Here is a 16,734-nt window from a genome sequence, read left to right on the forward strand (position 1 = left end):
CGTGAATTGATCTGATCGTGCTGACCACCGTTTGTTAGCCTCTGTTCACTACAGGGCAACGCGGCCGATGGAATTGGAAGCGTGTGGGACCTATTGTCCTGCCTGATACCGCTTACGAACGCCGGAGACGCCACGGATGGGTAATCCTTTTTCTGCTGCAACGCAGCTTGAATCCATCAAGGAACTCTTGAATTCAGTCGCTGGGCCGCTGGACCTAAATACCTCCGTGCGGCTTTGGAATGGTGAATTAGTTCCGCTGGGAACAAAAACAGACGGCCGGTACACGATCGCATTGTCGGGACCAGGTGTCATCGGATCGCTGATTCGGCGGCCCACTCTAGAAACCATCGTTCGCCTCTACGCGACCGGCCACATCCGCTTCGAAGGCGGCGACCTGATGGAGTTCACCGAAGCATTCAAAACCGAGCGGTCCAACCGTCGATTGCTGAAAAAGATCAGCAAGACGATGGTCGCCAAGCGAACGCTCCCATTCATTTTTGCCAAAGCGGAAGAACGCGACCTGAAGGCGTCCTTCCCCGATGACCGAGTCGGCCGCACCGAGGGCAACCGGAACAACACCGACTACATCCAGTTCCACTACGACGTCAGCAACGAGTTTTACAAACTCTTTCTTGGCTCCGAAATGGTTTACACGTGTGCCTATTTCAAGGACTGGAACAACTCCCTCGATCAGGCGCAGTTCGACAAGCTCGACATGACTTGCCGCAAGTTGCGTCTGGAACCTGGCGAACGAATGCTTGACATCGGCTGCGGATGGGGCGGCTTGATCTGCCATGCAGCTCAGCACTACGGTGTCAAAGCTCACGGCGTTACGCTTTCGCAAACCCAACTTGACTACGCTCAAGCGAAAATCAATGAACTGGGGCTATCCGATCAAGTGACCGTAGAGCTTTGCGACTACGCCGATCACAAGGGCCAGTACGACAAAATTTCAAGCCTGGGTATGTCGGAGCACATTGGTGTTGCCAATTACCCGAAATACTTTGGCAAAATTAACTCGCTGCTACGCGATCGAGGCATGGTACTGAACCACGCCATCGCCAGTCGCGCGAAGGGCTCGAAAAAGCTGACCAAGCGGATTCGCCCAGAGCGGGCGTTTATTCTTAAGTACATCTTCCCCGGCTCCGAATTGACTCCGGTTGGCGTGACCACCAACCATCTCGAACGGGGTGGATTTGAAGTGCACGATGTGGAATCGTGGCGAGAACACTATGCACTTACGCTGAAATACTGGTGCAAGAACTTGTCGGCCAACCAAGACAAGGCTATCGACCTAGTCGGCGAAGAACGCTACCGATTATGGGTGGCGTACTTGGCTGGTGGTTCAGCGGGCTTCACCGCGGGATCGATTAAGATCTTCCAAGTGGTGGCCACCAAACGACAACAAAAAGGTTTGTCTGGGATGCCGCCCACGCGTGAGCATCTCTATCGCGCGGCCTAACGTGGCACACACCCGATACCACAATCGCCAATCATGGTGGCAGCGAACTAAACCGCGGACGCATTTGCGGCCTTTCCGGTGGCCTAAAAGCGTGGACGGTTCAGGATCTCTTGGATCAAAAACGCCTGCTTCAATCCTTCCGGCTGGCGCAACATCTCTTTAAGATGCTCGATCGTCTTGGTCGGTTTGACCTGACCACGAATGGTGTTGTCCGCTAGGTGATGTTCCAGCGCACCTGAATTCCGAGGGACCACTTCAATCCCCTCGACGATCTCGTTACTTAAATCGACGATCTCCGCATCCACGATCATCTCATCGGGATCGATGCGATCGTAACCAAACCGCGATACCGTCTCGTCAACGGAACGTTCTCGATTCGCGTTAGTGTAGCGAGGCGGACGGCGTTCTTGCCGCGCCTGGTGCTGACTTGCTTCGGCTCGTTGCTCGATTGTCTTGCGTTGGCGAAGCGAGGCGGTGTGTTCCAAAAACGCTTCTAAATCGCTGCTTAATTTTTGATTGGACATGTTCGTTTAGCCTGCCGCATTAATACTGGCGGATTCGTTGCCTTGCCCTGCCAACGCCTTCCTCATTTCGGTGTCGGCACTGACATTCTGCAACTTGTAGTAATCCAAAATCATCAAACGCCCACTGCGGAATGCCTCTGCCATCGCTCGGGGCACCGCCGCCTCGGCTTCAACCACCTCCGCCCGGCTCTGTTCAATGCGTGCCTGCATCTCTTGCTCTTCAGCGACCGCAAGAGCCCGTTTGCTTTCCGCATTGGCTCGAGCCACTGCCGTGTCGGCCTCCGCTTGATCGGCTTGCAACCGAGCACCGATGTTAGCGCCCACGTCAATGTCAGCGATATCGATCGAAACGATTTCAAAGGCGGTTTGAGAGTCCAGCTTCTTTGCCAGCACGGCTTTGGAAATGATGTCGGGATTTTCCAACACTGCCTTGTGACTCTCCGCACTACCGATCGCACTGACGATACCTTCGCCGACACGTGCGATAATGGTCTCCTCCGTTGCCCCACCAATCAATTGCTGCAGATTAGCTCGAACGGTCACTCGAGCCTTCACCTTCAACTGGATGCCGTCCTTCGCCACCGCGTCGAGCGACGCTTTGGCTTCACCGCGGGGAGGGCAATCGATCACCTTGGGATAAACGCTCGTCTGCACCGATTCCAAAACATCCCGGCCGGCCAGGTCGATCGCTGTGGCTTCTCGAAAGGTGAGCGAGATCGTCTTTGCCTTTTTTGCCGCGATCAGAGCCCGAATCACTTGTTGGACATTACCGCCGGCGAGGTAATGAGCTTCCAGTGCACCCGATGTTAGTTCGGGATCATTCAGCCCCGCTTGGGTAGCCATGATCTTGCTACGGACGATCGCCCGCGTGTTGACCTTTCGGAACGTCATCGCAATCAAGCTGGGGAACCCAATATTGGAACCCGTCAGAACCGATTGAATCCACAATCCGAAGTAGTTCGCGAACACGAAAAACACGACTAAAAGCAAGCAAAACAGTACCAGCGAGCCAGCGAGAACCCAGGTGGTCAGACCACTGAATTGAGCCAGAGGTAACGTCAAAAGTGCGAACATGGTGTTTCGATTAGAAAGTGCGGGTTCAAAGGTGCCAAATCATCGGGCCGGAAGATTCGTCCGTTCACCAATTCCGGCGTTCGTATTCTATCGCATGGGACGGCCTCGTGGTTAAACTGGTGTGCCGCAATGGGCGATTCTCCTATTTCCCTTCTACTCGAATCGATAGCGACTGATGGCGACTCAGCGATTAACCAAACATAACGCCGCGATGATTCGCGCCGGGGTGTCGTTACTGAGTGATCGTGGGGCCGATGCTCTCTTGCTGTTGTTTGACGGTGGAACCGATTGGAAGCGGGTCTCGGAACTTGCCGAGGCCGACAAAAACGTCGTGATTGTCGCTGTCGATACGCTCGGCGACCTTGACGGAGCGGCTGAGGCAGGACTGAAGCCACTCGCCTTGAACAAGGAAAAAGCTCCGCTGCTTGAACGTCTGCAGGAAGCACTCTTGGAAGCCGCTGCGGACGAAGTGATTCGCACCAACGGCGAAGTCGTGGCCGTCTACAGTGGATTCCAGCAGGGTCGGCTGGATTCGATTAGCCACCTGCAACTTGACGAACGAATGCGACGGTTCACCGTTCGTGACCTGCAAACGCTTGAAAGCAGTGTGCCACTGAAAACGATCAAGGCGGTCGTCGACCTGGCGTCGCAAATCGGGCGAGAGGGTCGGGAAGGCAAACCCGTCGGAACCATGTTTGTCGTCGGTGACACGCGTAAGGTTCTCGACCACGCCAACGATAGCGGAGTCGATCCGTTCCGAGGCTACAACAAGAAACACCGCAACCTGCTTGACCCCAAGGTCCAGGAAGACGCCAAAGAAGTGGCCCAACTCGATGGGGCCTTTGTCGTGACGTCGGAAGGCGTCATCGAACGCAGTCGCCAGATGCTGGAAGTCAGCCACGAAGACCTGAAGATGACGAAGGGTCTCGGCTCGCGTCATTGGGCAGCCGCCGCAATCACCCGGAAAACCAAGGCCGTTTCTGTCGTCGTGAGCCAGTCCACCGGAACGGTTCGACTCTACCAAAACGGTTTCCTGATCCTGCAAATCGTACCGATGGACAAAGCGGTCAAGTGGCAAGAGTTCGCATTCGAACCGCCTCCTCAATCAAGCGAAGATTGAATCGCCCAGAACCAATGATCGTGGCCGCCGTGCCGTGCGAGCCCGTTCGGCGACGGATCTTTGACCGATTGCCTCCTGGCCACGGTTAACGCCTGCATTCTGCTAGGCGATCTCCAAACCGTCCATCACTCCTGTGCTGGTTGCGAATTGGTCGACTTCCATTCCGAACTGCTGTAACAGCGAAACGAAGAAGTTCGGCAACGGATAATTTTCCTTTTGACTGAACGCCAGGTGCCCGGCGTGTTTGAAGTGGCCACCACCGATTAGGACTGGCATGTTCTTATTGCTATGGTTCGAAGCGTTCCCAAGATTGCTGGTCAAGAGCGACGTTGTCTGATCCAGCAAGTTCCCGTTGGCATCTTCGTGCGAACTCAGGTTCCGCAAGAATTCGCCCCACTGCGCAACAACAGCCTGCTCGACGATCGCCAACTGTTCCAGCTTGGTTTCGTCCCGCCCATGGTGACTCAGCGAGTGGTAGCCTTCATCCACGCCGTCGATGGGAACGACGCCACCCCCGCCGGGAAGATGCAACGTCACGAAACGAGTTGAATCCGTTTCTAAAGCCAACTGGATCACATCGCACATGGTCTTGAATCGCCCCACCAGATCGTTCGGATTGCGAATATCCACAGGCGGCTTCGCGTCAACCTTAGGTTTGGGTTGGGTCGACCAGTTTTCTGATTGCTGCAATCGTTTTTCAAGTTGACGGACGCTGGTGTAATACGCCTCCAAACGATCCCGGTCGCCGCGGCCAAGCTTGCGTGCCAACGACTTCGCATCTTCCGCAACCAGATCCATGATGCTGCGACCTTGCCGCACTCGATCAGCTTGTCTGACACGTTCCTTGGGCGAATCATCAACAAACAACTCCGCAAACAACTTCGACGGTGACGTCAACGGAGAAATCATGGCTCCACTGTCGGTGTAACACGGACTCGTACTGCCACCTGTCCCCAGTACCAGCGATGGGAAACGCGTCGCGTCACCCAGGTATTTTGCCAAGTACTGGTCGACCGAAATCGAGTTCACACCTAATCCACCGGAACCAACCGATGCCGCTGTCAAAATGCTTGCTTCGGCGCGGTGGCCGCCAGTCACGCCAGGGTGGGAGGCCCCGGACACTACCGTGATTCGCTCACGGATGTCCTGAAGTGACTTCAAATATAACGATGGCTTGTATTGTCGGCCCTGACCTTGGGGCATCCAGTTTTCGCTAACCAGTCCCAGCCCCATCGTTATGGCGACGAACCGCTGAGGATTCTCACCAGACCGACTAGCCGACGCGGATTTCCCCACCGCATCCTTGGCAAACGCTGAACGCATCGCCGACAACCAAGGCAAACTCATCGCGACACCAGAACCGCGAACAACGGTACGACGATGCAACTTACGTTGGAAATTGAATTCAGCCATGGGAACGTTCACGAAAGACGTGGAGTAAAACTATTTGTGTAAAAACGGCTTGCTGGCGATCACCTGATCCAGGATCGTGCGAACGCCATACTGTGATCGGCGGCTTTCGGTGACGATCGAATCTAAATGCGGTCGATCAGAAAACTGAATCGTGGCACCGGTGGCATAAACCAATAGCTGGGAAGCTAAATTGCGAGCCAACACATCAGCGTCCTTCGCGATCAAGTCACGATATTGATCGAATGTTTTGAACTTCCGCCCATCGACCATTTCGTAACTCGGGTCGACCTTCCCGCCTCGCTTATACTTGCCACCAACCAATTGCCGGTATTGGTCACGCCACTTGCCGCCCGCGTCGAAGTTTTCCAGAGCGAAGCCGGGGGGATCGAAGTTCTTATGACAGGATGCGCACGAAGCTTCCGCCTCATGCTTGGCTAGCAGTTCACGAATTGTCGTCGCCCCACGGATATCCGGTTCAACCGCAGGGACGTTCGCGGGCGGTGGCGGGATTTCCATTCCAAGGATTCGCTCGCAAACCCATATCCCACGCAAGACCGGTGATGTGTCGTTGCCATTGGCAGTCACCTTCAAGATGGAACCATGAGCAAGCAACCCACCGCGGCGAACTGAGACTTGATTCTTCGCCGATTGCCTTCCTTTGCCTGAAAACGAAACCAACTGCATCTGATCGTTCACATCGACGTTCAGCTTTTGCAGGTCGTCATCGATTCCGTAGTACCTCGCCAAGCGATTGTTGAGGAACGTGTAATCCGCGTTCACCAATTCCGAGATAGGTCGATTCTCTTTCAGCAACTTACCCAGAAACAAATGGGTTTCAGCCAGCATCGCATCTTGGACAGCGACATCGAAATCACCAAACAATCGCTTGTCCGGTTCCGTGAAATCAATATCAATCAAATCCAGCCAATGGGCAGTGAATTCTTGGATGAACTTTTTACCATCCGGCGTTGCCAACAACCGATCGGTCTGTCGACGAAGTTCGGCAGGATCATCCAAACGATCCGCCCGCGCGGCTAGCAACAAGTCTTTGTCCGGCGTGCTATTGCACAAGAAATAGCTCAATCGAGATGCGATGGCCCACGAATCCAACCGTCCCGACGAATCCGCGGGTTCCGTGAAATAGAGGAACCGTGGCGAACAAAGAATCACACGATAACCTGCCCTTAACCCCTCGTAGTAAGCCTGGCCGCGAGGCAGATCACTTCGTTCGTTAATCGTTTGCAGAGCGAACCCAACAAACAACTTGAGATCCTCTGGAGAGGTCGGACGCCGAAAAGCGTATTGAGCGAATCGTGCCAGTTGCTTGGATAGATATGATTGGGTTGCAGAGGGATCCACCGCGGAAACATCGGGAAACGATCGCTGAAGCTTCTTGTTCCAAACCAAGGGAACCGAACCAAACAATCGTTGCCGGACCGTCGCCACATCACCGCCGGGAAAAATTCGTTGCACCTTCAAATAATGCATCCCAACCCCGGGTACGTCTTGGCTCTCGGTCTCGCCAAACCCCACCTGGCCACCTTTTGTGGTGGCTCGCTTGAGCGTGACATCGCACGGCCGGATTTCCAGCATATGCCCCTTGGGCAACCAAGCATCGAATTGCAAAGTCTTCGGTTGCTCGGTCGCCTCAAACCCACCAATCCAGCTCATCAGCGGTGATCCCGCTGTGCACTCACCGCTGCGAACGCTGCACCAAACCCCGTGCTCCTTGGGCGGTTTGATCGCTGACGCTTTGACTTCGATTCGATACCATCCCGATTCGGGGACCGTGGTTGACTTGATCCGTCCGTAAAAAGCAAGCCGGTTACTCCACACAACCGCCAGTCCCTTCCTGATTTCCGGTTCACGATTGCGCTGCCCAGGACGCTTATTTGCGATCTTGTTTGGCGGCAAATCAATTGCCCAGCTTTCATCCTCGCTTATCGCTCGGTCAAAAGCTGCATCCAAAGCAGCATCCACGACTCCCAAGTGTGATTGCAGATGAAAGTGCGACATCGTTTGTGCTTCGGCTAGATGGACAAAGCTATGCGTACGCTGCTCCGGAGCCATCGCGTTCGCCAACGGAACATTGATGCACAGCAAGTCGTTGAGCGTGTTTTGCAGTTGCACGTTCGTTAGCCGCCGGCTCTGCACACGCCCAATGCTCGCGTGACGTTGTCGCTGAGCATCATCGATCGCATCGCCGAGCGGAGTCAGGAATCGCTTCCGCGCTGCCGTTGCAAGCTGGGTCTCGTCGGGTGGTGGCATCTCGCCATTCTGAACTCGGTCGAAAACGCGAATCCATCTTTTCGCATTCTCCTCATCGACAAGACTTTTGCTCAACGATTCAACATCGAAACCACCCTCGCCGGACTCGCCGTCATGACAATCCAAACAATGATTGCGGACGAAATTCATAGCCTGGAAGGGCACATGAAGCGAATCTTTATCAGCGGCTCGGACACGCGGAATGGGCAAAATCGCAACCATCAACAAGCCAACGATTGCCCAAGCGGGAATCGGCCCCGATGGCAAGCGAAACTTGGCACCAAGCCAAACAGAGTGGTTGTCTAAATAACTCACGATTGATCGGGGGCGTCCACGCGGTACGAATGAGAGAACCAGTCTCGACCGGCGATCGAGCAAAATCTCATTGAAATGCTTCGCCAACAAGTCGACAAACATGCTTAATGTTAACATCGAAGGAAGGTGTAGCGAAGACAAATCGCCTGAAGCGTGCAACAATTCAGCGACGATTGTTGATAAAACCGAACAAAACAAGCTAGTCTGCGTACTGGCGAAACCGATTGCATTCGCAAAGTGTTTTTCGTGCTGCCGCCGGACGGTCTTCACGTTCATCGGTATCAATACTTTTCCTGCTTGTCCTCATTACCCCGCGGTTCGCATGTCGGCCACCGTTTTGCTGATTTTGGTGGCCGCATTGATGGCATGTTGCATCAGTGGCCTGAGCCTTTTTCCGGTTCGGCGTTACGCCCGGCAACTGGGACTACTGGATCGACCAGGCGGGCACAGCAGCCACACCGTTCCCACTCCGCTCGGTGGTGGCATCGGAATCTATCTTGGGATCACACTGACGATCCTGTTTGGTCTCGCCGCCGCCTGGTACCTGCAATGGCTCGGACAAAGCGAGGGCGGCCTAGCCGACTTCCAGGCAGGCCTGGGTAGTTGGATCCCCAGTCGTTGGTTCGAGCTCGCGGCCGTTCACGCCCCCGGCGTTTGGTCCCGTTCGGGCGACGTCTTATGGCTGTTGGCCGGTGGCACCGTGCTGCTGATTCTGGGCTTATGGGACGATCGCCGCGGACTATCCGTCACAGTCCGCTTGGGATGCCAATTCGCAATCGCCGCCGCCGTGGTGTTGGGATTGGGGATCGAACTGACCGCCTACATGAACGCCGGTTGGCTGACCAAGGGCTTGTCGATTCTATGGATTGTGGCTGTTATCAATTCCTTCAACATGCTCGATAACATGGACGCGTTGTCGGGCGGTATCGCAGCAATCATTGCCGCGTCCATGGCCGCCGTCATGATGACGACTCCCGACCCAGACACCGACCGACCCCAGTTGCTGGTCGCAGCATTACTGTTGGTCGTGTCGGGTGCTTTGATCGGATTCTTGTTCCACAACCGTCCGCCGGCGAGCATCTTCATGGGCGACGGCGGCAGCTACTTGGTTGGATTCTTGATCGCTGTTGCCACCTTGATGGCGACGTTTGTAGGCGGCCCCACTTCCGACGGCAGTTTGCGTCCTCACGCGGTGTTGGCTCCACTGTGTGCGATGGCGGTGCCGCTGTACGACATGACCACGGTACTTTGGATTCGTATTCGCGAAGGCCGAAGTCCATTCTTAGGTGACAACAGTCACTTGTCACATCGCTTGGTTGCACTCGGTTTGTCGAGACCACGAGCGGTCGCGACCATCCATCTAATCACCGCCACGTGTGGTCTTTCCGCTTTACTACTGACTCATGTTTCAATGCTTCAGGCTGTCACGGTTCTTGGCATTGTCGCATGCATGCTATTGCTGGTCGCGATTCTGGAATCAACCCACTGGAAGGATCCCAAGTCGTGAGCACGCCACTTCGCTCAGCCCACCAGTGGGCCGTATTAGGCGGAGCGTCTGCACTGACCGTTTGGGCGATCTATCAACCAGGCGATTCGACCGCGGTCGAACAGGGCTCGTCATTGGGTCTGACGTTTTTCGTGCTGGCGTGGGCGTCCGTCGCCCTTGCGACCTACCCACTAACGACGCCCGTCCATTTCAATTGGCGCAATCCAAGCGACTGGGCCGATGTGTTACCGGTGTTGCTCGCGGGCTGGGTTTTTCTATCCGGATGGGTCGCAGCAGGCTCCTTTTCGTCACAGCCACCAGAAATCGGCGGGAACTTGAGAGCCGCTACCAACGAAGGGTGGTGGTGGTTAGCTGCAGCAGCTTGGTGGATCGTTGGTCGGCGGATGATGACGACGCCGGAGTCACGATCCGCGATGACCGGCCTTCTGATCAGCCTAGGAGTCCTGCTTGCCGTTCACGCACTGCACCAGCGATACATTTCGTTGCCACAAACGCTGCGTGAATACGAAGCCAACCCCGATCAGCAACTTGCCCTCGCTGGCGTCGTGGCACCGCCTGGATCAGCGGAACGAATGATCTTCGAAAACCGCTTGCGAGACGGCGGTCCAACGGCGACATTCGCACTGGCAAACTCGCTTGCCGGTCCGTTGGCGATGATTGCAGCCGCATGTCTGACGATTTTGGTTGAACGCCGTCGCCGTCTCGCCCAACATCGTGGCTTCACATCGATCGTGGCCTTGGCACTGGTTTTCGTGCTCTGGGCACTACTGGTTTCAGGCAGCCGCAGCGGAGTGCTTTCGGTTGTCCTTGGCGGAGCGTGCCTGGCTGCTCATTGCGTTTTGTCCCGCCGTTTCTCATTCGGCAAGCGGACAATCGCATTCGCCGTTGTTGCAGGAGCGGCCGCCATGTCCTTGGCTGCCTTAGCACCGAATCGAGTGGGATGGTCGAGCGTACCGGCCACGATTCAGCTAAGACTGCAGTACTGGCGATCGACTTTGGCAATGGTGTGGGACCACCCTTGGTTCGGCATTGGCCCCGGTAACTTCCAACTCGCATACCAAAAATACCGCGATATCAGTGCGCATGAACTGATCGCCGAACCGCACAACTTCTTTTTCGAAACGCTTGCTTGCGGTGGCTGGATCGCCGCCATCGTCTTGCTGGCACTGTTGATCGCAAGCATCTCGCAAGCCGTTGCTGCATCGAACACGCTATCGGCCCCCGATTTCAATCCTGAAGGCAACCCTGAAAACAACCGTTCATGGGGTCCACGCGTCGCGGTGATCAGTGGCGGCATCATTGGTATATTCGCTGCGTGGTATGTCGGCATTACGACCGGCCAAGTGCCTGACTTCGAGGCTCATCAGTTTGCATTGCCACTCGCAATCGCCTTCACCGCCGCCTGGATGATGTGGTCCCCCAACGTCGCCAATGATATCAGCTTCGTAAAAGTCGGTGCCGTTGCATCCGCGACCGGCCTGATTCACTTGTGCATTTCCAGCGGCTGGACCATCCCCGGCGTAACAGTGATTCTAGCGGGATTCGCGGCCATGACAGTCCCGTTAACCCTTGTTGCACCCGAGATCGTTCCCAAGACAACGCCATCAACCAAGACGACATCATCGCCATTCGCTATCGTCACCCGCAAGAACAAGATCGCAAGCACTCTGTTTGCTGCAACGGGGCTGATCACACTGACCTTCATGTGGGTCTACTCGGTTCGTCCGGTACAGACATCGGAGGCCAGCATGCAGCGGGTCGAAGAATCAATGCAACGCGGCCGAATCAGCTCGGTCACCCAACAACTACGGTCGGCACTAACCGAAGATCCACTAGCGAGCCCTCCGGCTATCTGGCTTGCGTCGATTGAAAACCAACGATGGATCACGTCTTACTTGCAGTCCAAATCGACGAAGCGTTCGGACGCTTTCGCAACAGCATTTTCCGAAGCGACTCGGCGGATTGGCAACGATCCCTCACATCTTAAAGCAATTGGCGTCATGCATTTGCAGCGTTACCAAGTCGCTGGGCAAACCGAAGACTTGCAACTGGCCGCCGAAGTGTTCGACCGGATGATTTCCTTATCGCCGACCCATCAAGAGTACGTTGCCCAAGCAGCTGAAATTGCTTGGGAACAGGTCGCGTTGGGTATCACACCAACGTCGCCGCCAAGCGTGCTCACGAAGCAAGCCACCGAACTTTCACAAGCCGGTAGCGTGGTCACTCGCATCCTTGGGCTGCAAATCATCCTGCCCGCTCAAAAGATCGGTGCACGTGCTGCGGCCAGTCCGATTACTGAGTCGGCGTTGGTTATCTTAGATGCCCGCTCGGCTTCACAGCAGCACTAACGAAACGCGGTTGTCGGCAGATCATGCCACCACCTGGCTTGGCCCGCGTTAGGACGCTTCGTAGCCATTCGGGTTTTGTGACTGCCAACGCCAGCTATCACGGCACATGTCGTTGACGTCCAAAGTTGTCGCCCAACCAAGTTCTTCCTTTGCTTTGGATGGATCAGCGTAGGCAGCAACAATATCGCCAGCACGTCGCGGTGCGATTTCATAAGGCAACTTCTTGCCAGCAGCCGCCTCAAAAGCGTGAATCATTTCAAGCACAGTCGAGCCCGTTCCGGTTCCTAGGTTGTAGGTCACCACACCGGGCTGCTTCGACACGATTTGTTCCACGGCTGAAACATGAGCCTTTGCCAGATCCACCACGTGGATGTAATCGCGAATACAAGTCCCATCGCGAGTCTCATAATCGTCGCCGAAGACGTTCAGCTTGGCCAGTTTGCCGACGGCAACCTGAGTGATGAATGGCAACAGGTTATTAGGAATCCCATTAGGATCTTCACCAATGTCTCCGCTGGGGTGAGCCCCAACCGGATTGAAATATCGCAATAGCGAGAAGTTCATGCTGTTGTCGCTAACGTAGACGTCACGCATGATCTGTTCGGTCATCAACTTAGTCCACCCATACGGGCTTTCTGCACCCGCGGTAGGATGATCTTCGGTCAACGGCAACTTCGTTGGCTCGCCATAGACGGTGCATGACGAACTGTAGACCAAGTTTTTACAACCAGCGGTTTGCATCGCCGCGATCAAATTGATCGTACCGGAGACGTTGTTTTGGTAGTAACGCAGCGGATGCTCGACGGATTCTCCTACCGCCTTCATCGCAGCGAAGTGAATGATCGCGTCCGGCTGAACTTCCTGGATCACCGCCAGCGTTTGATCGCTGTCCAGCAAACTGAAGCATCGCAAATCAACTTTCTTGCCTGTCAATTTTTCGACACGTCGCAGTGATTCCTTGCTGCTGTTGCTCAGATCATCAATCGCCGTTAATTCGTGACCGGCCTCCAGCAATTCCAGACAAGTGTGGCTGCCGATATAGCCGGCACCGCCGGTGACTAAAATTTTCATCCAAAACTGCTTTCAATTGGTTCGAGGCGAATGGGTCAATCAACCCTACGCCAGTAAAGCTCACCATGACCTTCAGACGGTCAAACGTAGTGAAAATAGCAAAAATGACGGGATTTTGACCAGACCCGAAGCCGCCAGTGGATCGCTATGTTGCCTTGCCACTTCGACGTCATCCCGGTCATCACCACCCAAACTACCCACCAGAGAACATCTTGCCGACTGGTAGAAGATGTATGCAAAACTGGACAGCGCGATCTAACGCGGGGCGATGCAGCACGGGAAAATGCAAAGCGGGGCAGGGCGACTCCGCTAGTTTGGCCCTCGCACATAACCCTTCATCGGCGTTATCTTAGCTTGCGCAAACCGTCAATTGTCTACAGGTAAGAAATAATGTCATTGAATATCGGAGTCGATGTCGGCGGAACGACGTCAACCATTTGCGTGGGAGACCAAGCGGGACGCATCACTTACATTTCGCCGCAATTTCCCACTCGCAACACCGAAGGCCCCGATGCCACAATCCAAGACATCGTCAATGCGATTGTCGCGGCTTTAAACAAGCTTGACGCGAGCCTTTCCGATGTCCGTCGTGTCACAATCGCAACACCTGGTCCGGCAACACTCGATGGCGTGCTCTCGCCAACGCCAAATCTCAACAACGACGTTTGGGAAAATTGCCCCATTCGCGAACTGTTGCAAATCCGACTGCAACAAACCGCCGCTGCCGCCGGATTAACGCACACGACTGGACTGACTGCAGGATACGTAGGCGACGGACAAGCCGCGGCTTTGGGCGAGTTCGCGGCCCGACGCGGCGACGTTTCATTCGCATCAGACGCCGCAGTCTCATTGGGGATCGATCCCGGACAAATCCAAGGCAACCTTGATTCGTTATTTATGGTTGCCGTTGGCACCGGACTGGGTGGAGGCGAAGTCCGCAGCGGCAAAGTGATCCAAGGCAACGAGGGTCGTGCTGGCCACGCCGGACACATCATGCTTTCCGCCGATGCATTTCGCTACGAGCACGACCGCAACCTCAAGGTCGGCAACTCAACCAGCACCGTGGAATCCGCCGTGTCGCTGACGGCGTTGACCCGACAACTCGCCTATCGGTTGAATCTACCGCAATGGAAATCGCACTCGCTGAATCAGGTCCCCGGCACCGACAAAGACCGTGCAAAATTGTTGCGAGAACTGGCCGCCGATGGCGATGCACTGGCACTGGAATTGTTTCAAGACCAAGCCAAAGCGTTGGGCATTGCGTTGTTGTGCATTCAATACATTGGCGACTACGACGTCCTTGTCATCGGTGGCGGGGTTTGCGATCTAGCAACTTCGGTACGCAGCCAATACCTGACGACAGCCAAACAATCCTTTTATGACCATGCCCTCGACGGCTTTCGAAATTTCGACCACATCGAATTTTCGCGATGCGGCGACCACGCGTCGGTGATTGGCGCCTACACCCATGCCCTCGGTGCCGAAATCGGCTGAACGGGCTTTCATCGCAGTTTACGCTTCTCGAAAACTGCAGCCCGCTAGATGATCATTGACGATTCCCATCGCTTGCATGAACGCGTAACAAGTCGTTGGCCCGACGAACTTCCAACCTCGTTTTTTGAGTTCTCGGCTCATCCGCGAAGACTCTTCGGTTATCGCGGGAACGTCAGCAAAACGTTTGGGGATGGGGCTCGACGCGGGTTGAAATTGCCAAAAGAAGTCCGATAACGATCCTTCAACTTCGCACATTTCAATGGCCCGCGACGCGTTGTGAATCGCTGCTTCGATCTTCCCGCGATGCCGAATAATACCAGCATCTTGGACCAAACGATCAACCTCCGGGGTCGACCAACTCGCTAGCTTCGCAAAGTCAAAGTGGGCAAACGCCACACGGAAGTTCTCACGGCGTTTCAAAATCGTCAACCAAGACAATCCACACTGAAACCCTTCCAGACAAATCTTCTCGAAAAGCAATCGATCGTCGGTGACCGGGATTCCCCATTCCTGGTCGTGGTACTTCTGATACAGCGGATCGCCAACACACCAGCGACAACGAGCTAGATTGCCGGAATCAATCACCAGGTCAGATTCAGGAGACACAGACGGCATGGTCACCACAGACGACTAAGAATACGGGCGTTGGACGAATACGATAGCGAACCGAGCATTACGGTGACACCTTGACGAAGATTGGCGTTTTGGCGTCTCATACAGGGGCCAAAGCTCCTTTTCGATGATCCGATTATGACCTCTTCCTCCCCAGACGCCCGCCCTTTCGGTCCTGAACAGATCGAGGCCATGATCCCCCACCGCCAGCCGATGCGGCTGATCGATGAAGTGGTGGAATTAACAGAATCCACGATCCACGCTCGGAAGACGTTTTCAAAGGATGACTTTTTCGTCCAAGGGCACTTCCCCGAAATCCCACTGGTTCCCGGTGTGATCCAGTGCGAATGCTGTCTACAAGCCGGAGCGGTTCTGCTGAGCTCACGCACACCGGATTCTGGTGATTTCATCCCAGTCGCCACCCGAATGGACAGCGTGAAGTTCAAAAACATGGTTCGCCCTGGCGACACCGTCGATATTCACGTCACCCTGAAAGAACGTCTTGCCAACGCATTCTTCCTATCTGGAAAGATGTTGCTGAACGGCAAAACGACCACCCGACTTGAGTTCGCCTGTAGCCTCACGACTCCTCCCGCAGACACGTCGCTCACCGCATCCCCTGCAGAACAGGAGGCGAACCAATGAGTGATCTCGACCCAAATTCGACAACTCCGGCAGCAATTGACTTCCTGAACATCGCCGGGAAGAAATTCTTGGTCATGGGTGTCGCTAACCGAAAAAGTGTTGCCTGGGCCATCGCCCAACAAATCGAGCAAGCCGGTGGCGAGGTCATCTACACCGTTCGCAGCGAAGCCCGCCGCGAAAGCGCTGCCAAATTGTTAAAAGATCGACGCGTCATCGTTTGCGACGTTGAGCAACAATCCCAAATCGATCAGCTCGGCCAAACCCTAGTCCAGGAACAAATCCAGCTATCTGGATTGGTGCACGCGATCGCCTTTGCCGACTACAGCGACGGTATTCAACCGTTCCACGAAACAACGCGAAAACAGTTCTTGCAGGCAATCGATATCTCGGCCTTCTCGCTGATTGCGGTTTGCAATGCTGTCCGCGAAAGTCTGGCCACTGATGCTTCGGTCGTTACGATCGGTATCAGTACGACGCGAATGGCGAGCGAAAGCTATGGGTTCATGGCTCCTATTAAGGCGGCGTTGGAATCGTCGCTTGCTTTTCTAACCAAGTCTTTCAGCCGGTTTAGCGAAGTCCGCTTCAACGCAGTCGCCGCCGGTCTGCTAAAAACAAGTGCCTCGGCTGGCATCCCGGGTTACGTCGATTCGTACTTGTATGCCGAAAAGGTCATCCCGCGCGGACGCGCCCTCGCAACGGATGAAGTCGCATCGACGGCCACGTTCTTACTGTCCCCCCGATCCAGCGGGATCACTTCCCAAGCGATTGTGGTCGATGCTGGCATGTCGACTAACTATTTCGATGCCGCCGTCGTCGGCGCGGTGACCGACGCCTCGGTTGACTAACACGTCGTAGTCGACCTTTCCATCCAACTTCCTCTG

The 16,734-nt window shown here is 55.1% G+C and carries 13 protein-coding genes; 7 read left to right on the forward strand and 6 right to left on the reverse strand.

Annotation, left to right across the window (positions count from 1 at the left end):
- The first annotated feature begins 136 nt into the window (after positions 1-136).
- On the forward strand, positions 137-1,462 hold the full coding sequence (locus tag ACR3ZL_RS24760; RefSeq protein ID WP_473650417.1) for a class I SAM-dependent methyltransferase: 1,326 nt from the start codon (positions 137-139) through the stop codon (positions 1,460-1,462).
- 83 nt (positions 1,463-1,545) lie between these two features.
- On the opposite strand, the gene ACR3ZL_RS24765 is transcribed toward ACR3ZL_RS24760, so the two are convergent.
- Together ACR3ZL_RS24765 and floA are read right to left on the reverse strand one after the other, a co-directional pair.
- Complete coding sequence (locus ACR3ZL_RS24765) at positions 1,546-1,986, reverse strand: hypothetical protein (protein ID WP_473650416.1); 441 nt, start codon at positions 1,984-1,986, stop codon at positions 1,546-1,548.
- 6 nt (positions 1,987-1,992) lie between these two features.
- Complete coding sequence (gene floA / locus ACR3ZL_RS24770; RefSeq protein WP_473650415.1) at positions 1,993-3,060, reverse strand: flotillin-like protein FloA; 1,068 nt, start codon at positions 3,058-3,060, stop codon at positions 1,993-1,995.
- Positions 3,061-3,235: 175 nt separating this feature from the next.
- On the opposite strand from floA, the gene ACR3ZL_RS24775 reads away from it, so the two are divergent.
- Positions 3,236-4,180 carry a DNA integrity scanning protein DisA nucleotide-binding domain protein gene (locus ACR3ZL_RS24775; RefSeq protein ID WP_473650414.1) on the forward strand — a complete coding sequence of 315 codons (945 nt, stop codon included), beginning with the start codon at positions 3,236-3,238 and terminating at the stop codon, positions 4,178-4,180.
- Between the two features lie 102 nt (positions 4,181-4,282).
- Here ACR3ZL_RS24775 and ACR3ZL_RS24780 read toward each other — a convergent pair whose 3' ends face one another.
- Together ACR3ZL_RS24780 and ACR3ZL_RS24785 are read right to left on the reverse strand one after the other, a co-directional pair.
- A complete protein-coding gene (locus ACR3ZL_RS24780) occupies positions 4,283-5,593 on the reverse strand; it encodes a DUF1552 domain-containing protein (protein WP_473650413.1) in 1,311 nt (436 codons plus the stop codon).
- Between the two features lie 30 nt (positions 5,594-5,623).
- Positions 5,624-8,293 carry a DUF1592 domain-containing protein gene (locus tag ACR3ZL_RS24785; RefSeq protein WP_473650412.1) on the reverse strand — a complete coding sequence of 890 codons (2,670 nt, stop codon included), beginning with the start codon at positions 8,291-8,293 and terminating at the stop codon, positions 5,624-5,626.
- 205 nt (positions 8,294-8,498) lie between these two features.
- Between ACR3ZL_RS24785 and ACR3ZL_RS24790 the strand changes: the two genes are divergently transcribed.
- Positions 8,499-9,683 carry an MraY family glycosyltransferase gene (locus ACR3ZL_RS24790; RefSeq protein WP_473653460.1) on the forward strand — a complete coding sequence of 395 codons (1,185 nt, stop codon included), beginning with the start codon at positions 8,499-8,501 and terminating at the stop codon, positions 9,681-9,683.
- Positions 9,623-12,031 (forward strand): O-antigen ligase family protein, encoded by a 2,409-nt coding sequence (locus ACR3ZL_RS24795; RefSeq protein WP_473650411.1) that lies wholly within the window; start codon positions 9,623-9,625, stop codon positions 12,029-12,031. The genes ACR3ZL_RS24790 and ACR3ZL_RS24795 overlap by 61 nt, the downstream gene beginning before the upstream one ends.
- A 48-nt stretch (positions 12,032-12,079) precedes the next feature.
- On the opposite strand, the gene galE is transcribed toward ACR3ZL_RS24795, so the two are convergent.
- Entirely contained in the window at positions 12,080-13,102 is a 1,023-nt protein-coding gene (galE, locus tag ACR3ZL_RS24800) for a UDP-glucose 4-epimerase GalE (protein ID WP_473650410.1), read from the reverse strand.
- Positions 13,103-13,492: 390 nt separating this feature from the next.
- Here galE and ACR3ZL_RS24805 point away from each other — a divergent pair, with 390 nt between their 5' ends.
- Positions 13,493-14,596, forward strand: a complete 1,104-nt coding sequence (locus ACR3ZL_RS24805) for an ROK family protein (RefSeq protein WP_473650409.1) — start codon at positions 13,493-13,495, stop codon at positions 14,594-14,596.
- A gap of 18 nt (positions 14,597-14,614) precedes the next feature.
- Here ACR3ZL_RS24805 and ACR3ZL_RS24810 read toward each other — a convergent pair whose 3' ends face one another.
- Positions 14,615-15,211 carry a DNA-3-methyladenine glycosylase I gene (locus ACR3ZL_RS24810; RefSeq protein WP_473653459.1) on the reverse strand — a complete coding sequence of 199 codons (597 nt, stop codon included), beginning with the start codon at positions 15,209-15,211 and terminating at the stop codon, positions 14,615-14,617.
- Positions 15,212-15,346: 135 nt separating this feature from the next.
- Between ACR3ZL_RS24810 and ACR3ZL_RS24815 the strand changes: the two genes are divergently transcribed.
- Together ACR3ZL_RS24815 and ACR3ZL_RS24820 are read left to right on the forward strand one after the other, a co-directional pair.
- A complete protein-coding gene (locus tag ACR3ZL_RS24815) occupies positions 15,347-15,853 on the forward strand; it encodes a 3-hydroxyacyl-ACP dehydratase FabZ family protein (RefSeq protein ID WP_473650408.1) in 507 nt (168 codons plus the stop codon).
- Complete coding sequence (locus tag ACR3ZL_RS24820; protein ID WP_473650407.1) at positions 15,850-16,698, forward strand: SDR family oxidoreductase; 849 nt, start codon at positions 15,850-15,852, stop codon at positions 16,696-16,698. Before ACR3ZL_RS24815 ends, ACR3ZL_RS24820 begins: the two co-directional genes overlap by 4 nt.
- Positions 16,699-16,734: the final 36 nt, after the last annotated feature.

Source organism: Rhodopirellula sp. J20-39 (assembly GCF_057365095.1).

Excerpts from the sequence above, each read along its gene's own strand:
- ACR3ZL_RS24760 (WP_473650417.1), top strand. The coding sequence starts at position 137 with ATGGGTAATCCTTTTTCTGCTGCAACGCAGCTTGAATCCATCAAGGAA.
- ACR3ZL_RS24765 (WP_473650416.1), bottom strand. The coding sequence starts at position 1,986 with ATGTCCAATCAAAAATTAAGCAGCGATTTAGAAGCGTTTTTGGAACAC.
- floA (WP_473650415.1), bottom strand. The coding sequence starts at position 3,060 with ATGTTCGCACTTTTGACGTTACCTCTGGCTCAATTCAGTGGTCTGACC.
- ACR3ZL_RS24775 (WP_473650414.1), top strand. The coding sequence starts at position 3,236 with ATGGCGACTCAGCGATTAACCAAACATAACGCCGCGATGATTCGCGCC.
- ACR3ZL_RS24780 (WP_473650413.1), bottom strand. The coding sequence starts at position 5,593 with ATGGCTGAATTCAATTTCCAACGTAAGTTGCATCGTCGTACCGTTGTT.
- ACR3ZL_RS24785 (WP_473650412.1), bottom strand. The coding sequence starts at position 8,293 with ATGTTAACATTAAGCATGTTTGTCGACTTGTTGGCGAAGCATTTCAAT.
- ACR3ZL_RS24790 (WP_473653460.1), top strand. The coding sequence starts at position 8,499 with ATGTCGGCCACCGTTTTGCTGATTTTGGTGGCCGCATTGATGGCATGT.
- ACR3ZL_RS24795 (WP_473650411.1), top strand. The coding sequence starts at position 9,623 with ATGCATGCTATTGCTGGTCGCGATTCTGGAATCAACCCACTGGAAGGA.
- galE (WP_473650410.1), bottom strand. The coding sequence starts at position 13,102 with ATGAAAATTTTAGTCACCGGCGGTGCCGGCTATATCGGCAGCCACACT.
- ACR3ZL_RS24805 (WP_473650409.1), top strand. The coding sequence starts at position 13,493 with ATGTCATTGAATATCGGAGTCGATGTCGGCGGAACGACGTCAACCATT.
- ACR3ZL_RS24810 (WP_473653459.1), bottom strand. The coding sequence starts at position 15,211 with ATGCCGTCTGTGTCTCCTGAATCTGACCTGGTGATTGATTCCGGCAAT.
- ACR3ZL_RS24815 (WP_473650408.1), top strand. The coding sequence starts at position 15,347 with ATGACCTCTTCCTCCCCAGACGCCCGCCCTTTCGGTCCTGAACAGATC.
- ACR3ZL_RS24820 (WP_473650407.1), top strand. The coding sequence starts at position 15,850 with ATGAGTGATCTCGACCCAAATTCGACAACTCCGGCAGCAATTGACTTC.